General features: G+C 44.0%; 16 protein-coding genes. 3 read left to right on the forward strand and 13 right to left on the reverse strand.

Annotation, left to right across the window (positions count from 1 at the left end):
- Positions 1 to 80: 80 nt before the first annotated feature.
- Together R8N28_RS13240 and R8N28_RS13245 are read right to left on the reverse strand one after the other, a co-directional pair.
- Positions 81 to 824, reverse strand: coding sequence for a YggN family protein (locus R8N28_RS13240; protein WP_005380283.1), 744 nt, complete (start codon positions 822 to 824; stop codon positions 81 to 83).
- A gap of 61 nt (positions 825 to 885) precedes the next feature.
- On the reverse strand, positions 886 to 1,365 hold the full coding sequence (locus R8N28_RS13245; RefSeq protein WP_005380280.1) for a GreA/GreB family elongation factor: 480 nt from the start codon (positions 1,363 to 1,365) through the stop codon (positions 886 to 888).
- A gap of 76 nt (positions 1,366 to 1,441) precedes the next feature.
- Between R8N28_RS13245 and R8N28_RS13250 the strand changes: the two genes are divergently transcribed.
- Positions 1,442 to 3,367: an ATP-dependent DNA helicase RecQ gene (locus R8N28_RS13250; RefSeq protein ID WP_054576291.1), complete on the forward strand. Its 1,926-nt coding sequence runs from the start codon at positions 1,442 to 1,444 to the stop codon at positions 3,365 to 3,367.
- On the opposite strand, the gene dinB is transcribed toward R8N28_RS13250, so the two are convergent.
- Both dinB and R8N28_RS13260 read right to left on the reverse strand, forming a co-directional pair.
- Positions 3,364 to 4,428, reverse strand: coding sequence for a DNA polymerase IV (gene dinB / locus R8N28_RS13255; RefSeq protein WP_412079917.1), 1,065 nt, complete (start codon positions 4,426 to 4,428; stop codon positions 3,364 to 3,366). The two genes, R8N28_RS13250 and dinB, sit on opposite strands and share 4 nt — an antisense overlap.
- Before the next feature lie 76 nt (positions 4,429 to 4,504).
- A complete protein-coding gene (locus R8N28_RS13260) occupies positions 4,505 to 4,738 on the reverse strand; it encodes a DUF2789 domain-containing protein (protein ID WP_005380277.1) in 234 nt (77 codons plus the stop codon).
- A 187-nt stretch (positions 4,739 to 4,925) separates the two neighbouring features.
- On the opposite strand from R8N28_RS13260, the gene R8N28_RS13265 reads away from it, so the two are divergent.
- Positions 4,926 to 6,143, forward strand: a complete 1,218-nt coding sequence (locus R8N28_RS13265) for a response regulator (protein WP_005380276.1) — start codon at positions 4,926 to 4,928, stop codon at positions 6,141 to 6,143.
- 158 nt (positions 6,144 to 6,301) lie between these two features.
- Here R8N28_RS13265 and nqrM read toward each other — a convergent pair whose 3' ends face one another.
- The 9 genes from nqrM to bolA all read right to left on the reverse strand — a co-directional run bounded on the left by nqrM (position 6,302) and on the right by bolA (position 14,345).
- Positions 6,302 to 6,535 carry a (Na+)-NQR maturation NqrM gene (nqrM, locus tag R8N28_RS13270; RefSeq protein ID WP_005380273.1) on the reverse strand — a complete coding sequence of 78 codons (234 nt, stop codon included), beginning with the start codon at positions 6,533 to 6,535 and terminating at the stop codon, positions 6,302 to 6,304.
- 22 nt (positions 6,536 to 6,557) lie between these two features.
- Positions 6,558 to 7,562 carry an FAD:protein FMN transferase gene (locus R8N28_RS13275; RefSeq protein ID WP_005391755.1) on the reverse strand — a complete coding sequence of 335 codons (1,005 nt, stop codon included), beginning with the start codon at positions 7,560 to 7,562 and terminating at the stop codon, positions 6,558 to 6,560.
- A 157-nt stretch (positions 7,563 to 7,719) separates the two neighbouring features.
- Positions 7,720 to 8,943: an NADH:ubiquinone reductase (Na(+)-transporting) subunit F gene (gene nqrF / locus R8N28_RS13280; protein WP_005380271.1), complete on the reverse strand. Its 1,224-nt coding sequence runs from the start codon at positions 8,941 to 8,943 to the stop codon at positions 7,720 to 7,722.
- Positions 8,944 to 8,976: 33 nt separating this feature from the next.
- Positions 8,977 to 9,573, reverse strand: coding sequence for an NADH:ubiquinone reductase (Na(+)-transporting) subunit E (gene nqrE / locus R8N28_RS13285; RefSeq protein WP_005380270.1), 597 nt, complete (start codon positions 9,571 to 9,573; stop codon positions 8,977 to 8,979).
- Positions 9,574 to 9,580: 7 nt separating this feature from the next.
- Complete coding sequence (locus R8N28_RS13290) at positions 9,581 to 10,213, reverse strand: NADH:ubiquinone reductase (Na(+)-transporting) subunit D (RefSeq protein ID WP_005380269.1); 633 nt, start codon at positions 10,211 to 10,213, stop codon at positions 9,581 to 9,583.
- Entirely contained in the window at positions 10,213 to 10,983 is a 771-nt protein-coding gene (locus R8N28_RS13295) for a Na(+)-translocating NADH-quinone reductase subunit C (RefSeq protein WP_065274769.1), read from the reverse strand. Before R8N28_RS13295 ends, R8N28_RS13290 begins: the two co-directional genes overlap by 1 nt.
- Positions 10,973 to 12,217: an NADH:ubiquinone reductase (Na(+)-transporting) subunit B gene (locus R8N28_RS13300; RefSeq protein WP_005380265.1), complete on the reverse strand. Its 1,245-nt coding sequence runs from the start codon at positions 12,215 to 12,217 to the stop codon at positions 10,973 to 10,975. Before R8N28_RS13300 ends, R8N28_RS13295 begins: the two co-directional genes overlap by 11 nt.
- 5 nt (positions 12,218 to 12,222) lie before the next feature.
- On the reverse strand, positions 12,223 to 13,563 hold the full coding sequence (locus R8N28_RS13305) for a Na(+)-translocating NADH-quinone reductase subunit A (RefSeq protein ID WP_005380264.1): 1,341 nt from the start codon (positions 13,561 to 13,563) through the stop codon (positions 12,223 to 12,225).
- A gap of 473 nt (positions 13,564 to 14,036) precedes the next feature.
- Positions 14,037 to 14,345, reverse strand: a complete 309-nt coding sequence (bolA, locus tag R8N28_RS13310) for a transcriptional regulator BolA (protein WP_005380262.1) — start codon at positions 14,343 to 14,345, stop codon at positions 14,037 to 14,039.
- Positions 14,346 to 14,588: 243 nt separating this feature from the next.
- On the opposite strand from bolA, the gene R8N28_RS13315 reads away from it, so the two are divergent.
- The gene (locus R8N28_RS13315; RefSeq protein ID WP_065274770.1) at positions 14,589 to 15,743 is read left to right on the forward strand and encodes a methyltransferase; all 1,155 of its coding nucleotides are present in this window, start codon (positions 14,589 to 14,591) and stop codon (positions 15,741 to 15,743) included.
- Positions 15,744 to 15,745 lie beyond the last annotated feature (2 nt).

Raw genomic sequence — 15,745 nt, forward strand, 5'->3', positions numbered from 1 at the left:
AATAAGCGAGTAAAACGCAAAGAGAGCACAATAGTGCTCTCTTTCTTTATCTCATCGAGTTTTTGCTTTTTAATGAGTAATTAAATCGTAAATACTCGGTAATCTTTTAGCTCAGGGATTTTCTTCAACAGATCGTTTTCTTGCCCTGCCATGTCATCCAGCGAATCGCACAAGTCTTCTGCTTGTTGTTCTACCTCTTTCGAATGCTCGGCTAAACGCTCTTCTACTTTCGCGCTGAGTTCAGCCATACTCTCTGATAATGCAGTGAGGTTTATCCCTCCCTCTTCCTTCATTTTTTTCGATAAAGCATCCAACGAACTGGCTAAAAACTCTTTATTGAAGATCTCTTGTGCTTTTGCAAAGTCTTCAGTCCACCCTTGTGTCATAGACTCAAAACTCTCCGCAGGCAGGATGAAATCACCATCTTTGTAGTAACGTGATTCAACATCAGCGAAAAAGTCCTTTACTGCGACTTTTACATTATCAAACGCACCAGGTGCATCGAGGCTTTCCGCAACATCATCAATAATATCATTCGCAAGCGCTAAACCATCACTCGCCAATTGCTTTGCTTGTGGAATATACGCGTTCATTTTTTCGCGATAGTCTTCAATTGCCGCTTTTTGGTCGGCATTGAGTTCAATTAGCTCACCTTTGATGAAGAGGTTGTTATCCTCATCCACGACAGCTTTATCACCTGTCGTTTGGCGAATTTCCAAGCTTTGCCCATCCATACGGACTTCATTATTGATGTCCACACGACACTGCGCTGCATAACCAGTAGCACTGACCATCAGCAATGAGAGTGTAAAAAGCTTTTTCATGTCATTCTCTTTTATTTAACATTACTCGTGTTAAACATAACACTGAGTAATACATGAGATGTCAGCAAATCGTCACGACTTCGTAACAAGTTGTTTTATCTCCTATTTTCACGTCAACCTCATCACCCTCTTCTTTCCCGAACAACGCTCGACCCAGAGGAGATTTGGCTGTTAAGACAAAGACTTCCAGAGTCTGATATTGAACAGTCAAACCACCAGAGCAAGGGCCTACAAAGAAGTGCTTTTCGATCAAATTCTCATCTGCGAGAACAACGTAAGCACCAACACCAACAGGCGCATTCTTAAAGTTACGAGTCACTAAAGAACGATATTGACGCAACTCCTCTTCACTATCTTGAATTCGCATGGCTTGTCCATGAGCAAGATACGCGGCTTCAAGTGCCAATGTATCGTACTTGTGCTCGGGAACAGTTTCTTCATCTGTGGCGGCATCGATAGCTCGCTGAGCCGATGAATGGGCAACTTGAAGTTTTTCTTCCAGATGTTGGATGATAATTTGGACTAAGTCAGCTTTGTTCATACTTTTAGGACGCGCGTTTAGTATTCGGGGTGTGTTAATGTAGCCAAGTTTACCATCAAAGAAAGGTTTCCCTATTATGCAAAGTGACTCGCTGCATCAAACACTTCAATCTGTATTTGGTTTTGACTCATTACGCCAAGGTCAGCAACCCGTTATTGAAGCCGTTATGAATGGTTACTCTGCTGCGGCAATCTTTCCTACAGGCTCGGGGAAGTCACTCTGTTATCAACTACCTGCAACCATATTACCCAACCTTACGTTGGTGATCTCTCCGTTGTTGGCGTTAATGAAGGATCAACTGAGCTTTTTACAAAGTAAAGGAATCGCGGCCGCTTCTATCGATAGCAGTCAAAGTAGAGAAGAAGCACAACAGGTCATGGCTGGCGTGAAGAATGGACAAATCAAAATCTTGATGATTTCTGTTGAGCGACTAAAAAATGAGCGTTTTCGTGAATTCATTCGCCAAGTACCGATTTCTTTGATGGTCATTGATGAAGCGCACTGTATTTCCGAATGGGGGCATAACTTTCGTCCAGATTATCTCAAACTACCGCAATATCAACGTGAACTGAACATCCCACAGTCTTTACTTCTCACCGCAACGGCAACGCCTGCAGTTATTGAAGACATGCAAAAAAAGTTCGATATTTCCAGTGAACATATTACCGTTACAGGCTTCTACCGCTCTAATCTGGATATCTCGGTGATCCCGTGTGAGGAAACAAAGAAACAAGAACAGCTCAGTGAGATCATCGCCTCTTCACCTAAGCTTCCGACCATCGTATACGTGACGCAGCAGCAAACAGCAGAACGAGTAGCAAAGTCATTAATCAATATTGGCATTAACGCTCACGCATACCACGCTGGCATGAAAAGCGACGTTCGTGAACAAATCCAACAGCAGTTCATGGATGGCCAAATTGACTGTATTGTTGCAACGATTGCATTTGGTATGGGGGTCGATAAATCTGATATTCGACGCGTCATTCACTTCGACTTACCCAAATCAATCGAGAACTACGCACAAGAGATTGGACGTGCAGGCAGGGACGGGCAACGCTCGGAGTGCATTCTGCTAGGCAATACGTCCGGCCTAACGGTGTTGGAGAATTTTGTCTATGGTGACACACCAGAATTTACGTCAATTAACTATGTAGTCGAGCAAGCGAAAGAACATGCTCCACAATGGGAGGTAGTGCCACTGCGTTTGTCGCGTGAAAGTAATATCCGCCAATTGCCACTCAAAACCTTGTTGGTTTATTTGGAGCTACATAACGTCATTGAAGCAAAGTACAGTTACTTTGCGGAATATCGGTTTAAGTTTTTGCACGATCAGCAATTTATTGTGAATCAATTTCAAGGCGAGCGACGTCAATTTGTGGAGGCTATTTTTTCCTGCTCACAAAAAGCCAAAGTGTGGTGCCAAGTTGATCTAGAAGCGCTATGGATGAACTATCAATCGGAACGCAGCCGAGTTGTCGCAGCGCTCGACTATTTTCACCAGAACGGCTGGATAGAACTAGAGAGCAAACAACTGACGGACGTGTACTCAGTTATGCCAACCAAACAGAGCTCGGATGTTTTAATCCAACAACTGTCTGAACTGTTCCAATCCAAAGAAAGCAAAGATATCGAAAGAATCCACACCATGCTGCACTTGTTCCAGTCCGAGCACTGTTTGAGCTCACAATTGGCGAACTACTTTGCGGATCACGATGCACCAAAGCAATGTGGTCACTGCTCCGTGTGTCGTGGTCACGTCGCCACATTCACAGCACCAGAACCTGAAGATATTGAACAATCTCAAGTATCGATATGGGCGCGGGAGTTTATTCAGCTTTCCCCATCGGCCATCAGTAATGATGCCGTTGCTCGCTTCTTGTGCGGAATCAGCACTCCTTTGATTAGCCAGCTAAAAGCCTCAAAGCTAGCAGGTTATGGTGCAATGGCAAATGTAAGTTTTGAGCAGGTATTAACGCAGGTAGAAACGGTAAGGGCCTAAAAAAAGCTCAATTGACGCGCTTGGTCTTCGGGCTTGAGCATCACGTTCAAGCCTAAAAGGCGAATTTCCCGTCCATTTTGGCGTTTAAGAATATCTCTTAGCAAGGTCTTGAAGTCCTCAAGCTCTAATTGCGGATGGATGTGCTCAATTGTTGTCAGTTGAAAGTCGGCAAATTTGACTTTAATACCTTGTTTAATAATCGACTTATCTGGGCTTGCACGCTCTAAACGTTTCTCGAGTTCAGGATAAAGTTTCTCCTCAATCACTTGCCAACATTCATCATAGGTTGCGATGTTCTGGCTGAATGTCCTTTCCACACCGACGGACTTTCTCTCGCGCTCAACAACGACTTCTCGATTATCAATTCCATGGCTTCGCTGCCATAAGGAGGCACCCTGACGACCAAACTGCCTCAACAACTCTCTATAGTCACTGTTTTTAATGTCCTCACATCGATAAAAACCGGCTTGGTGGAGCTTCTCAAGACTCACCTTCCCCACACCAGGAATGTTCTCTAGCGGAAGACTATCGATAACCTCTTGGACTTTCTCTGGCGGAATCACAAACTGACCGTTGGGCTTGTTCATGTCTGACGCGACCTTGGCAAGAAACTTTATCGGAGCAATGCCCGCCGATGCCGTCAACCCAAGTTCACTCCAGATATCGCGGCGAATTGACTCTGCGATCAACGTAGCGGAGCCACGGCAAGCTGTCGAGTCCGTGACATCGAGGTATGCTTCATCCAATGAGAGAGGTTCAATGATAGGCGTATAACGCTCAAAAATAGCACGAATCTGCTGAGAGACTTGCTTATATACATGCATTCTACCGGGCACAACCAACAAATGAGGACAGAGTTGCAGCGCGCGCGCCGTTGACATTGCACTGCGAACACCATATTTACGCGCATCATAATTACAGGTGCTAATCACTCCACGCTGCTTTTCATGTCCGCCAACAGCGAGTGCAATGCCACGGTAACTGGGGTTATCTCTCATCTCTACGGCAGTATAAAAACAATCCATATCGACATGAATAATTTTTCTAATTCGATCTGACATAGCCATCAAAGCACTGTTCAAAAAAACAGTATAAATCAAATCTACCTGAAGAGAAATGGGCGTGTTTAAGCGAACGTCAATCTCGAAGCATTACGTCCAATTGATCGACTAATTCGGCCCAATCTGCATCTTCTTCGATGGCTTGTTTTAGAAAGTTCGCCTGTGACATCGTCCAAAAGCTAGCTTCATGTAAAGGCGCAGAATCTCTTTTGTGTCGATGTTGATTAATAAAATCTTTCATTTCTTGAGGAGAGCTACCGAGGCCCAGTTGTTGAAATAGCTCAGCCATACCATGTTGATGCATTTCCATACTACTTTCTCCCTACGTTAGCTAAACATAATTATATAACTAAGACAGGAATAATGATGTGATGTTAACGGATGCGTGTCAAACATTTGAGTAGTTGTTCTACTTTTGGTTGACATGTGTTTTTTGATGGCGATAAGTTTAATTTTAGTTATCATTGATTTTAAACAATTAATTTTGGGGACTGCGCTTGAGTAATAAGATTCTGGTTGTTGAAGATAGTCGTGCATTTAAAAACTTTCTTTGCCAAACAATAAGCCAAGCTGGTTATGAGGTCATCGCAGCGGAAAGCTACGCGGAGGCAAAGAACTTGTTATCTTCAGCACAGGACCTCTTCTGTGCGGTTTTAGACTATTGTTTACCGGATGCTCAAGATGGCGAGATTATTGACCTCGTTTTGGAACATGGTCATCGTGTCATTGTTTTAACGGCTCGATTTCAAGAAGACACTCGCGAAAAGATGCTTGCAAAAGGTGTCCTCGACTATATTTTGAAAGACAGCATGGCGTCCGTTTCCTATCTATTACCACTCCTCAAGCGACTAACCAACAATCAACAACACAAATGTTTAGTCGTTGATGATTCACACACCGTAAGAAGACACATTGCCCAACTTTTGGAGCATCAATATATTCAGACGTTGGAAGCTGACAATGGGCAAAAAGCCCTAGAGCTTGTCGAGCAAAATCCAGATATCACTCTCGTTTTAACCGACCATGATATGCCCGTTAAAGATGGCATTACTATGGTGCGTGAATTACGTCGGAAGTGGGATAAAAATCAATTAGCCATTCTCGGCTTGTCGGGTAGTAACTCTAAGACCATGACGGCTAGGTTTCTAAAAGCAGGGGCCAATGACTTTTTATACAAGCCATTTAATCAAGAAGAATTTTTTTGCCGTATTCACCAACTGTTAGATATCAAAGACGCAACATCTGAACTGTTTAAAATGGCAAATCAAGATGCGCTAACGGGCTTATGGAACCGCCGCTTTCTGTTTGAGCAACCCCATGTAGAAAACGCTCAAAGAAACATCGCGATGCTTGATATCGATTTCTTTAAGCAAGTAAATGATACACACGGACATGAGGGCGGCGATGCAGTGTTAGTCATGATAGCGAATATTCTAAAAATCTATTTTCCAAATGATATTGTCGCTAGGCTTGGTGGCGAGGAGTTTTGTATTCAAGCCAGTGGCGACTATGACGGCTTTCTAACACGCTTAGAACAAATGAGACAGCGCATAGAAAAAACGCCAATAACTTATTTGGACAAAAACATTCTTGTGACCGCGAGTATTGGTGTAAGCAACATCGAGGGGGAGCTGGAACAACAAATAAAAGTGGCGGATGAGCGACTTTACATGGCCAAAGAGAACGGACGTAACCAAATCATTTCTTCGTCCTAATGACTATCAGTGTGGTCTTGCTCTGTAACATGAGAGAAAGAAACAACAAAACACGGTATTGGGCTCTTTCTCGGACATCTGAGCTTTGGTTAGCTGCCTAAAAATAAAGCTCAGCAGAACGCTGAGCTTTATCACTTTCTTAGTACGATTAACCAATACTAAGCAATTCTATCTTTTTCCCACGCCGCCAATTTCTCAGCACGCGCAGCCTCGCGCGCTTCACGTTTTTTACGCGCATCGCAGGGTTCTGGACAATTACACACTTTTTCGATACCAACTGCCCCTAAGCCACCGCAGCTACCTTTCACGACTTTCTTTTGGAAAATGTATCCGACAGCCATTGCAGTGATTACCGCGACAAACACAGCAAAGGTAATTAGAAATGTATTCATAAAAACATGCTCACTTCTGTTGTTATTTCTTCATGAATGGCTTGTATGCTTCCGAAGCCAACTCTTTAAAACCATCTTCCGTTTTCACAATCATGAAAACAGGAATATTATTTTCGTTCGCAATTGCCATGCCTTTGTCTTCACCTAGCACCATAAGACCAGTTGCAAGACCATCAGCAGTCATCGACGATTTATCTAATACCGTTACAGACACCACTTTATGATGAATTGGTTTGCCTGTTCGTGGATTAATAATATGAGAGTATCTCACACCATTACTCTCAAAGTAATTACGATAGTCACCACTTGTTGCAATTGCCATGTCGCCTGGTTCAATAATTTCTTGAATTGAACGTTCATCAACGGTCGGTTTTTCAATTGCGATACGCCAAGGCACACCTTCACGATTGACACCTTTGAGACGCATTTCACCGCCAACTTCAACCATAAAGTTCTGTACCCCTTCAGATTGAAGGTAGTCAGCAACCACGTCAACCCCCCAACCTTTCGCAATTGTCGATAGGTCGACGTACAAGTTAGGAAGATCTTTGGACAGCTTATTACCATCAACAGATAGGTGATGAATACCGGTATTTGCTTTACGAGCAGCGAGTTCTTCGTCGGTTGGAACTACATCTGGACGAGCTTCTGGACCAAACCCCCACAGGTTAACTAGAGGGCCGACAGTCACATCCAACGCACCTAAAGTAAGACCGTTAAGACGAATTGCTTCTTTCACTACCGTTGCTGTTTGTGTCGAAACTATAAATGGCTCGCTCGTTTGATGCTGGTTAAAACGACTTAACTCTGAGTCGTCACGATAGGTCGACATTTGGTCATTAACCTCTTCCAATAAGCGATCAATTTCTGTCTGCATCGCTTTTGGCGTTGGAATACCATCTTGCTCGATATACTTGATGTTGTAAGAAGTCCCCATGGTAGGGCCACTTAAATGAATTTGATCTGCAGGCTGCTCACAGCCAGCCAAAATCAATAGAGAAGCAAATGCAACAAGCCACTTTTTCACTTGTTAACTCCCAATGTTGTTGAATTGATATGGGAAATAGGATCAATCCTTTCAATCCGATTACCTATATCAACTGTTGAGTATCAGTTTTATGTCTATAAAAAATAATGGCTAGCTCTCTTGGAGAGCTAGCCATAGATTCAATCACTTGGAGGAATTAACCACCGAAGTCATCTAGTAGGATGTTTTCATCCTCTACACCTAGATCTTTCAGCATGCCGATTACAGCAGCGTTCATCATAGGTGGACCACACATGTAGTATTCACAGTCTTCTGGCGCTTCGTGATCACGTAGGTAGTTCTCGTAAAGAACGTTGTGAATAAAGCCAGTGTAACCATCCCAGTTATCTTCTGGAAGTGGATCAGACAGTGCACAGTGCCATACGAAGTTGTCATTCTCAGCTTGTAGCATATCGAAATCTTCTACGTAGAACATTTCACGCTTAGAACGTGCGCCATACCAGAAAGACATCTTACGCTTAGAGTGCAGACGCTTAAGTTGGTCGAAGATGTGTGAGCGCATTGGAGCCATACCAGCACCACCACCAACGAATACCATTTCTGCATCTGTATCTTTCGCAAAGAACTCACCAAATGGACCAGAAATAGTACACTTGTCGCCTTCTTTTAGAGACCAGATGTACGAAGACATGATGCCTGGTGGTACGTCTGGGTTGTTCGGCGGCGGAGTTGCGATACGAACGTTAAGCATGATGATACCGTGCTCTTCTGGGTAGTTAGCCATAGAGTATGCACGAATGGTCTCTTCATTAACTTTAGACTCGTAACGGAAAAGGTTGAACTTCTCCCAGTCTTCACGGTATTCCTCAGGAATATCGTAGTCTGCGTATTTCACGTGGTGAGCAGGAGCTTCAATCTGGATGTAACCACCAGCACGGAAAGGTACTGATTCGCCATCTGGAATTTGCAGCTTAAGCTCTTTGATGAATGTCGCTTTGTTATCGTTAGAGATAACAGTACATTCCCACTTCTTAACGCCGAAGATTTCTTCAGGAAGCTCGATATCCATGTCAGTTTTCATTGCAACCTGACACGCTAGACGCTCACCTTCACGTGCTTCACCTTTAGTAATATGGTCAAGCTCGGTTGGTAGGATGTCGCCACCACCTGATTTAACTTTTACGCGACACTGACCACATGAGCCACCGCCACCACAAGCAGAAGATACGAATACGCCAGCACCTGCTAGAGCACTCAGTAGCTTACCACCTGGTTGTGTAACGATCGCCAGAGAAGGGTCATCGTTCACAGAAATTGTAATGTCACCTGTTGGTACAAGCTTAGACTTAGCGAAAAGAATCACTAGTACTAGTGCAAGTACGATCAGAGTAAACATCACTACACCAAGAATAATGTCCATTGACTATTCCTTAATTGTTGCGGTTTACCCGACTTACAGTTGAACACCAGAGAAAGACATAAAGCCTAACGCCATAAGACCTACAGTGATAAATGTGATACCAAGACCACGTAGACCTGGAGGTACGTCAGAGTACTTCATCTTCTCACGGATACCTGCAAGAGCAACGATTGCTAGCATCCAGCCCACACCAGAGCCGAAACCGTAAACGATCGATTCAGCAAAGTTGTAGTCACGTTGTACCATGAAAGATACACCACCGAAGATTGCACAGTTTACTGTGATCAGCGGTAGGAAGATGCCTAGCGCGTTGTACAAAGGTGGGAAGAAACGGTCTAGGACCATCTCTAGAATCTGTACAAGTGCTGCAATTACACCGATAAAGGTGATGAAGTTTAGGAAGCTAAGGTCCACGCCCTCAACTAACGCGTTCTCTCTCAGAACTAGGTTATATACCAGGTTGTTCACAGGAACAGCGATAGTCAGAACTACCACAACTGCAACACCTAGGCCGAAAGAGGTCTTAACCTTCTTAGATACGGCAAGGAAAGTACACATACCTAGGAAGAAAGACAGAGCCATGTTTTCGATGAAAATCGATTTAACTAACAGACTAATGTAATGTTCCATGACGTCCTTACTCCTTCGCTTCTACTTGTTCTGGTTTCAGAATACGGATTACCCAGATAAGGAAGCCGATTAGGAAGAATGCTGATGGTGCTAGTAGCATTAGGCCGTTAGGCTGGTACCAACCACCGTTGCTCACTAGAGGTAGAACTTCTAGACCAAATAGTTTGCCTGAGCCAAATAGCTCACGGAAGAAACCTACAGTGATAAGAACGAAGCCGTAACCTAGACCGTTACCAATACCGTCAATAAGAGATGGTACTGGCGCAGACTTCATTGCGAATGCTTCAGCACGACCCATTACGATACAGTTAGTGATAATCAGACCAACGAATACAGATAGCTGTTTAGAGATATCGTATAGGTAAGCTTTTAGCACTTGGTCTACCACGATTACTAACGATGCGATGATTGCCATCTGAACGATGATACGCACACTGTTAGGAATGTGGTTACGGATCAATGAAACAGAGAAGTTAGACAACGCAGTTACAAATGTTACCGCTAGTGTCATTACAAAAGCTGTTTCTAGTTTAGTTGTTACTGCAAGAGCAGAACATACACCAAGAACTTGTAGCGCGATTGGGTTGTTATCCAATACTGGCGCTAGAATGCTCTTTTTAACGTTTTGTGCACTAGACATTAGTTAAGTTCTCCGTCACGAACTTTTGCTAGGAAAGGACCAAAGCCCATATCACCTAACCAGAAGTCAAATGTGTGTTGAACACCATTACTAGTGAGCGTCGCTCCTGATAGGCCATCAACACCGTGCTCAGAACCTTGCGGTGCGCCGCCTTTCACGACCTTAATCGCTGGCTGGTGATCATCATTGTACAATTTCTTGCCAATGAATTGATCGCGCCATGAAGGGTTCTCTACTTCACCACCAAGTCCAGGAGTTTCACCTTGCTCGTAGTAAGTAATAGCAGACACAGTGTTACCATCAGTTTCAACGGCTACAAAGGCATACATCATCGACCATAGTCCTTTACCGTGCATAGGCAGGATAACTTTTTGGACTTCATCTTGATCTTTTACAAGGTACACCACTGCTGTATTCGCGCGACGACGGATATCAGCTACGTCTTCTTCTGGTGTCAATGCGATTGAACGTTCTGCATCTTTTGATGCTTCACGTTGATCGTAGGTAGATGCATTACCCTCAGTAAAGTTACCTGTTTCAAGGTCTACTAGACGAGGTTCGATGTACTCAGCAAATAGCTCTGGTACTTTCTTACCGTTTGCGTCAATGCCTGCAACTTCAACGATCTTTGATTGCTTATCTAGGACAGCGTTAGCTTTTTGCTTATCACGCAGACCTACTGCTGCTGTTGATACGATGATTGAACAAACAAGGCTCAACCCGATAACAACACCCAGCGTCTTTTTAATGCTGTCGTTATTACTTGCCATAGCGTGCTAGTCTCCGCTTGATGTTCTTCTCAATCACTACATGGTCGAACAGAGGTGCGAATAGGTTCGCGAATAGAATCGCCAGCATCATACCTTCTGGGTACGCTGGGTTAACTACACGGATCATCACACACATTGCACCAATCAGGATGCCGTACCACCATTTACCTTTGCTAGTAAATGACGCTGATACTGGGTCCGTTGCCATGAAGAACATACCGAATGCAAAACCACCTAGAACTAGGTGCCAGTGCCATGGCATATTAAACATTGGATTAGTGTCAGAACCGATCACGTTAAACAGAGTCGATACTGCGATCATACCGATCATTACACCCGCAATGATGCGCCATGAAGCGATTCGCATGTAAACGATCATCGCTGCACCGATCATTAGAGCTAGAGTCGATACTTCACCAATTGAACCAGGGATGTTACCGATGAACGCGTCCATCCAAGTGATAGGAGCGCCAGTTACTGTGTTAACTAGAGCACCGTTACCACCTTGAGCCCATTGGCTAAGAGCAGTTGCACCAGAGAAGCCGTCAGCTGCAGTCCATACTACGTCACCCGAAATTTGCGCTGGGTAAGCGAAGAATAGAAATGCACGACCTGCAAGTGCAGGGTTAAGGAAGTTACGACCTGTACCACCGAAGATCTCTTTTGCTACAACAACACCAAATGTGATACCTAGCGCCGCTTGCCATAGAGGTAGCGTTGGTGGAACGATAAGTGCGAATAAGATAGAAGTTACAAAGAAACCTTCGTTAACTTCGTGCTTACGCACCATACAGAACAACACTTCCCAGAAGCCACCAACAATAAATACTGTTGCGTAGATTGGCAGGAAGTAAGTCGCACCTAGTAGCATCTTACTGCCAACACCCGCTTCCGCACCGATAGTGCCGCCAAGCATTTCTGTTAGCCAGTAGTGCCAGTTACCTGCGATAACTGTCGCTAGTTGGTCACCAGCGTACATGTGGTTAAGTGCTGCAATAGCTTGGCCACCTGCGTTGTACATACCCCAGAACATTGCTGGGAATACCGCAAACCAAACCATGATCATGATACGTTTTAGGTCAACGCTATCACGAACGTGCGAGCTTTTATTTGTTACGATACCTGGCGTGTAAAAAACTGTTGCTACAGCTTCGTACAGGGCAAACCATTTTTCGTGTTTGCCACCAGGCTCAAAATGATGCTCGATGTCTTCAAGAAACTTTTTAAGAGCCATGAAAATTACCCTTCCTTCTCGATAGTATCTAGGCATTCACGAAGTAACGTACCGTACTCGTACTTACCTGGACATACAAAGGTACACAATGCTAGATCTTCTTCATCCAGTTCAAGCGCACCCAGTGCTTGAGCACTGTCTGTGTCGCCGGCACATAGATCACGAAGCAGCAAAGTAGGCTCCATATCTAGAGGCATTACGCGTTCGTAGTTGCCAATTGGAACCATTGAACGATCACTACCATTGGTCGTCGTTGTCATATTGAACAACTGACCTTTGAATACGTGACCAAGGAAAGAGCGAGTTACCGAGAACTTATTCTTACCAGGCATTGCCCAGCCAAATAGTTCTTTTTCACGGCCTTCACGTAATACAGAAACCTGTTGATGGTAACGGCCAAGGTATGCGTGTGGACCAGTTGCATGTGTACCTGTTAGTACTGAACCAGAGATCACACGAACTTCGCCAGGCATCAGCTCGTTATCTGTTAGGTCATCTAAGCTTGCACCCATTACGGTACGAACTAGACGAGGGTTATTCACAACTGGGCCAGCTAGAGACACAACACGATCTGTGCATAGCTCACCAGTTAGGAACAGCTTACCGAACGCGATAACGTCTTGGTAGTTGATGCTCCATGCCACATTCTCTGCATTTACTGGGTATAGGAAATGCATGTGGGTGCCAGCAAGACCTGCTGGGTGAGGGCCATCGAAGACGTGTTCTTCTACGTTAGACTGTGAAGAACGTGGCAAGCTAGTGCCAGATTTACATACGTAAACCTTGCCTTCTGTCAGGGCTGAAAGAATGTCTAGACCAGCAATGAATGCTTCTTGTTGCTCATTAATGATCAACTCAGGCTTAGCTGCTAGTGGATTAGTATCCATTGCAGTTACGAAAATAGCCTTAGTAGAAGACTCGATTGCAGGAACCTTGCTAAACGGACGAGTACGTAAAGCGGTCCATAAGCCAGAGTCAACCAACTGAGTCTTGATCACTTCACGATCTAGACCTGAAAGTTGAGCGGCTTCGAACTTATCAAATGTCACCTGCTCTTCACCTGCCACTTCAATCACTACAGATTGAAGGACACGTTTAGCGCCACGGTTAACTTCGATCACTTTACCGGCTGCTGGTGCAGTAAATTTCACGCCTGGGTTCTTTTTATCTTCAAAAAGAACTTGCGCTTTTTTCACTTCATCACCAACGCGGACATGCATGGTAGGTCGCATGCCAACGTACTCTTCGCCAAGCAAGGCGACTTTTTTGATGGTCTTACCATCATTAATCACCTGGGATGGAGTTCCTGCGATAGGAAGATCCAAGCCCTTCTTTATTGTAATCATACGCACTTGCACTACTTTTATCGGGAAAAAGATTCTTTTGATTGCGTAACTTTTAGACACGACATCAGTGTCCGGTTTTGATGTTGTTTTAAACATCAAAATCGCAACATCCTATTAAAAATCTCGTCACAAGGAATACGCGAGATTTATCAGGTGCCGTAGTCTAGCATTTTTTAGGAACTTGATGCCATGATCAATCATTAGAATAGAGGGGTTATTTCGGTAGAATCAGGTCTAAAAGGTCAAAGAATAGTCATAACTTTGACCCATCGCACAAATGCCATATTCCATACATATCTTATGGAAAAGTGATATTCATCGCCTGAAATATTCTGCAATTTCCATTCATTTGTTGAAACACTGTTAACACATTTTTTAACCAGAATTTGTGCCACGTTAACGTCCCTAAAGAATGTAAAACGAAAAAAGATGGCTTTAAGCCACCTTTCTCTGCACCTTTATATCTTGCGTTTTTAGTGACCGCCACCCATACACATCGGGCTATCAGGGGCGCCATCTTGTTCACGCTTCCACTCTTCATCAGTGTATGTATGAATAGCTAATGCATGAATGTGGTTATCCAGTTCATCTGCCAAAATTTGATGAACTTGACGATGGCGCCCAATCAAACGCTGTCCCGCGAACGAATCACTCACAACAATCACTTTGAAATGACTCTCTGAGCCTGGTGGCACATTATGCATGTAGCTCTCATTAATGACTTTGAGATAGCTGGGTTGCAGCTCACTGTGTAGTTTCTTCTCTATGATTTCTTGGATCATATTCGTTCCTCATTGATGCGAATTCCATAAGTATATACCTAAGTAAAGCAGACATGCATCACTCAAACGTCACTCTCATTATTGACGCACTTTGTAGACATATTGTCTCAAGGCGCTCGACTCCATGAACATGCCTAGAGAGCAGCCATCACTGAACTCGTAAAATTTGACAGCTTTTTGTATCTCGACACGTCATCATTTGCGACAATAACACTTAATTTCTAAATCAACTTACATTTAGCTATGAAAACCGAACTGAACCTTCACGAGCGAAGCTTAACACTTCATCGTTTCCCAAAACGAAGTAACGAAACGCTACAAGCGTGGGATGCCGGTGATGAGTATCTTATTAATCATGTTGAAGAGCTTGCTTTGCCAGACAATCAAAACATCCTCGTGATTAATGACAGCTTTGGTGCCCTCTCCTGCTGGTTTTCGGAAAAGCACCATGTAACGCTAATGAGTGATTCATTCATCTCACATAAAGGTGCACAGCAAAATCTCGAGCAAAACCAGTGCAATAAAGTAGCGTTTGCCACCACGATGGACCTCGTTCCTGCCAATATTGATCTCGTCTTGCTGCAACTGCCCAAAAGTAACCGCCATCTAGTGTGGATACTAAGCCAATTAAGAAAGGCGCTACCGGCTTCCTGCCCCGTCATTGCAGTCAATAAAGCGAAAGACATTCACACTTCGACGCTAAAACTGTTTGAAAAATACTTAGGCGAAACAAAAACATCTTTGGCCTGGAAAAAGCACAGATTGGTGTTTTCTCAAGCAACAGTTGAGCCTCCGATTGAAGTAATGCCTTTCACGACTTGGCGCGTTGATGGCGAAGATATCGAACTCAAGAACATGCCAAATGTCTATTCAGGAGAAAGTTTAGATTTAGGTGCACGCTTTATGCTGCAGCACCTGCCTCAAGACCCTTCGATAGACAATGTCATCGACCTCGGCTGCGGCAATGGTGTTCTGTCTGTTAAATTTGGTCAGTTGAATCCAAATGCTCGGCTAACATGTGTTGATGAAAGTTTTATGGCGCTTGAGTCGGCAAAACAGAACCTACGCGACAACCTTGGTGAAAATAGAGACATACAGTGCATAGCGAACAATTGCTTGGACGGTTTTAAACACAGCAGCAGCTCTATGGTTATGTGTAATCCACCGTTTCATCAACAACAGGCAATCACCGATCATATTGCTTGGCAAATGTTCTGCGATGCTAAACAAGTATTAAGTGAAAATGGCCGTTTACTGGTTATCGGAAATCGTCACCTCGGGTACAACGCAAAACTCAAACGTCTGTTTGGCGATAAAAATGTGAAACTTATCGCTTCCAACAATAAGTTTGTGATTTTACAGGCTACAAAAAATCCTGCTAAATTAAGCGCAAAATAAGC

Source organism: Vibrio sp. Vb1554 (assembly GCF_033344235.1).

Excerpts from the sequence above, each read along its gene's own strand:
- R8N28_RS13240 (WP_005380283.1), bottom strand. The coding sequence starts at position 824 with ATGAAAAAGCTTTTTACACTCTCATTGCTGATGGTCAGTGCTACTGGT.
- R8N28_RS13245 (WP_005380280.1), bottom strand. The coding sequence starts at position 1,365 with ATGAACAAAGCTGACTTAGTCCAAATTATCATCCAACATCTGGAAGAA.
- R8N28_RS13250 (WP_054576291.1), top strand. The coding sequence starts at position 1,442 with ATGCAAAGTGACTCGCTGCATCAAACACTTCAATCTGTATTTGGTTTT.
- dinB (WP_412079917.1), bottom strand. The coding sequence starts at position 4,428 with ATGTCAGATCGAATTAGAAAAATTATTCATGTCGATATGGATTGTTTT.
- R8N28_RS13260 (WP_005380277.1), bottom strand. The coding sequence starts at position 4,738 with ATGGAAATGCATCAACATGGTATGGCTGAGCTATTTCAACAACTGGGC.
- nqrM (WP_005380273.1), bottom strand. The coding sequence starts at position 6,535 with ATGAATACATTTCTAATTACCTTTGCTGTGTTTGTCGCGGTAATCACT.
- nqrF (WP_005380271.1), bottom strand. The coding sequence starts at position 8,943 with ATGGACATTATTCTTGGTGTAGTGATGTTTACTCTGATCGTACTTGCA.
- nqrE (WP_005380270.1), bottom strand. The coding sequence starts at position 9,573 with ATGGAACATTACATTAGTCTGTTAGTTAAATCGATTTTCATCGAAAAC.
- R8N28_RS13290 (WP_005380269.1), bottom strand. The coding sequence starts at position 10,213 with ATGTCTAGTGCACAAAACGTTAAAAAGAGCATTCTAGCGCCAGTATTG.
- R8N28_RS13295 (WP_065274769.1), bottom strand. The coding sequence starts at position 10,983 with ATGGCAAGTAATAACGACAGCATTAAAAAGACGCTGGGTGTTGTTATC.
- R8N28_RS13300 (WP_005380265.1), bottom strand. The coding sequence starts at position 12,217 with ATGGCTCTTAAAAAGTTTCTTGAAGACATCGAGCATCATTTTGAGCCT.
- R8N28_RS13305 (WP_005380264.1), bottom strand. The coding sequence starts at position 13,563 with ATGATTACAATAAAGAAGGGCTTGGATCTTCCTATCGCAGGAACTCCA.
- bolA (WP_005380262.1), bottom strand. The coding sequence starts at position 14,345 with ATGATCCAAGAAATCATAGAGAAGAAACTACACAGTGAGCTGCAACCC.
- R8N28_RS13315 (WP_065274770.1), top strand. The coding sequence starts at position 14,589 with ATGAAAACCGAACTGAACCTTCACGAGCGAAGCTTAACACTTCATCGT.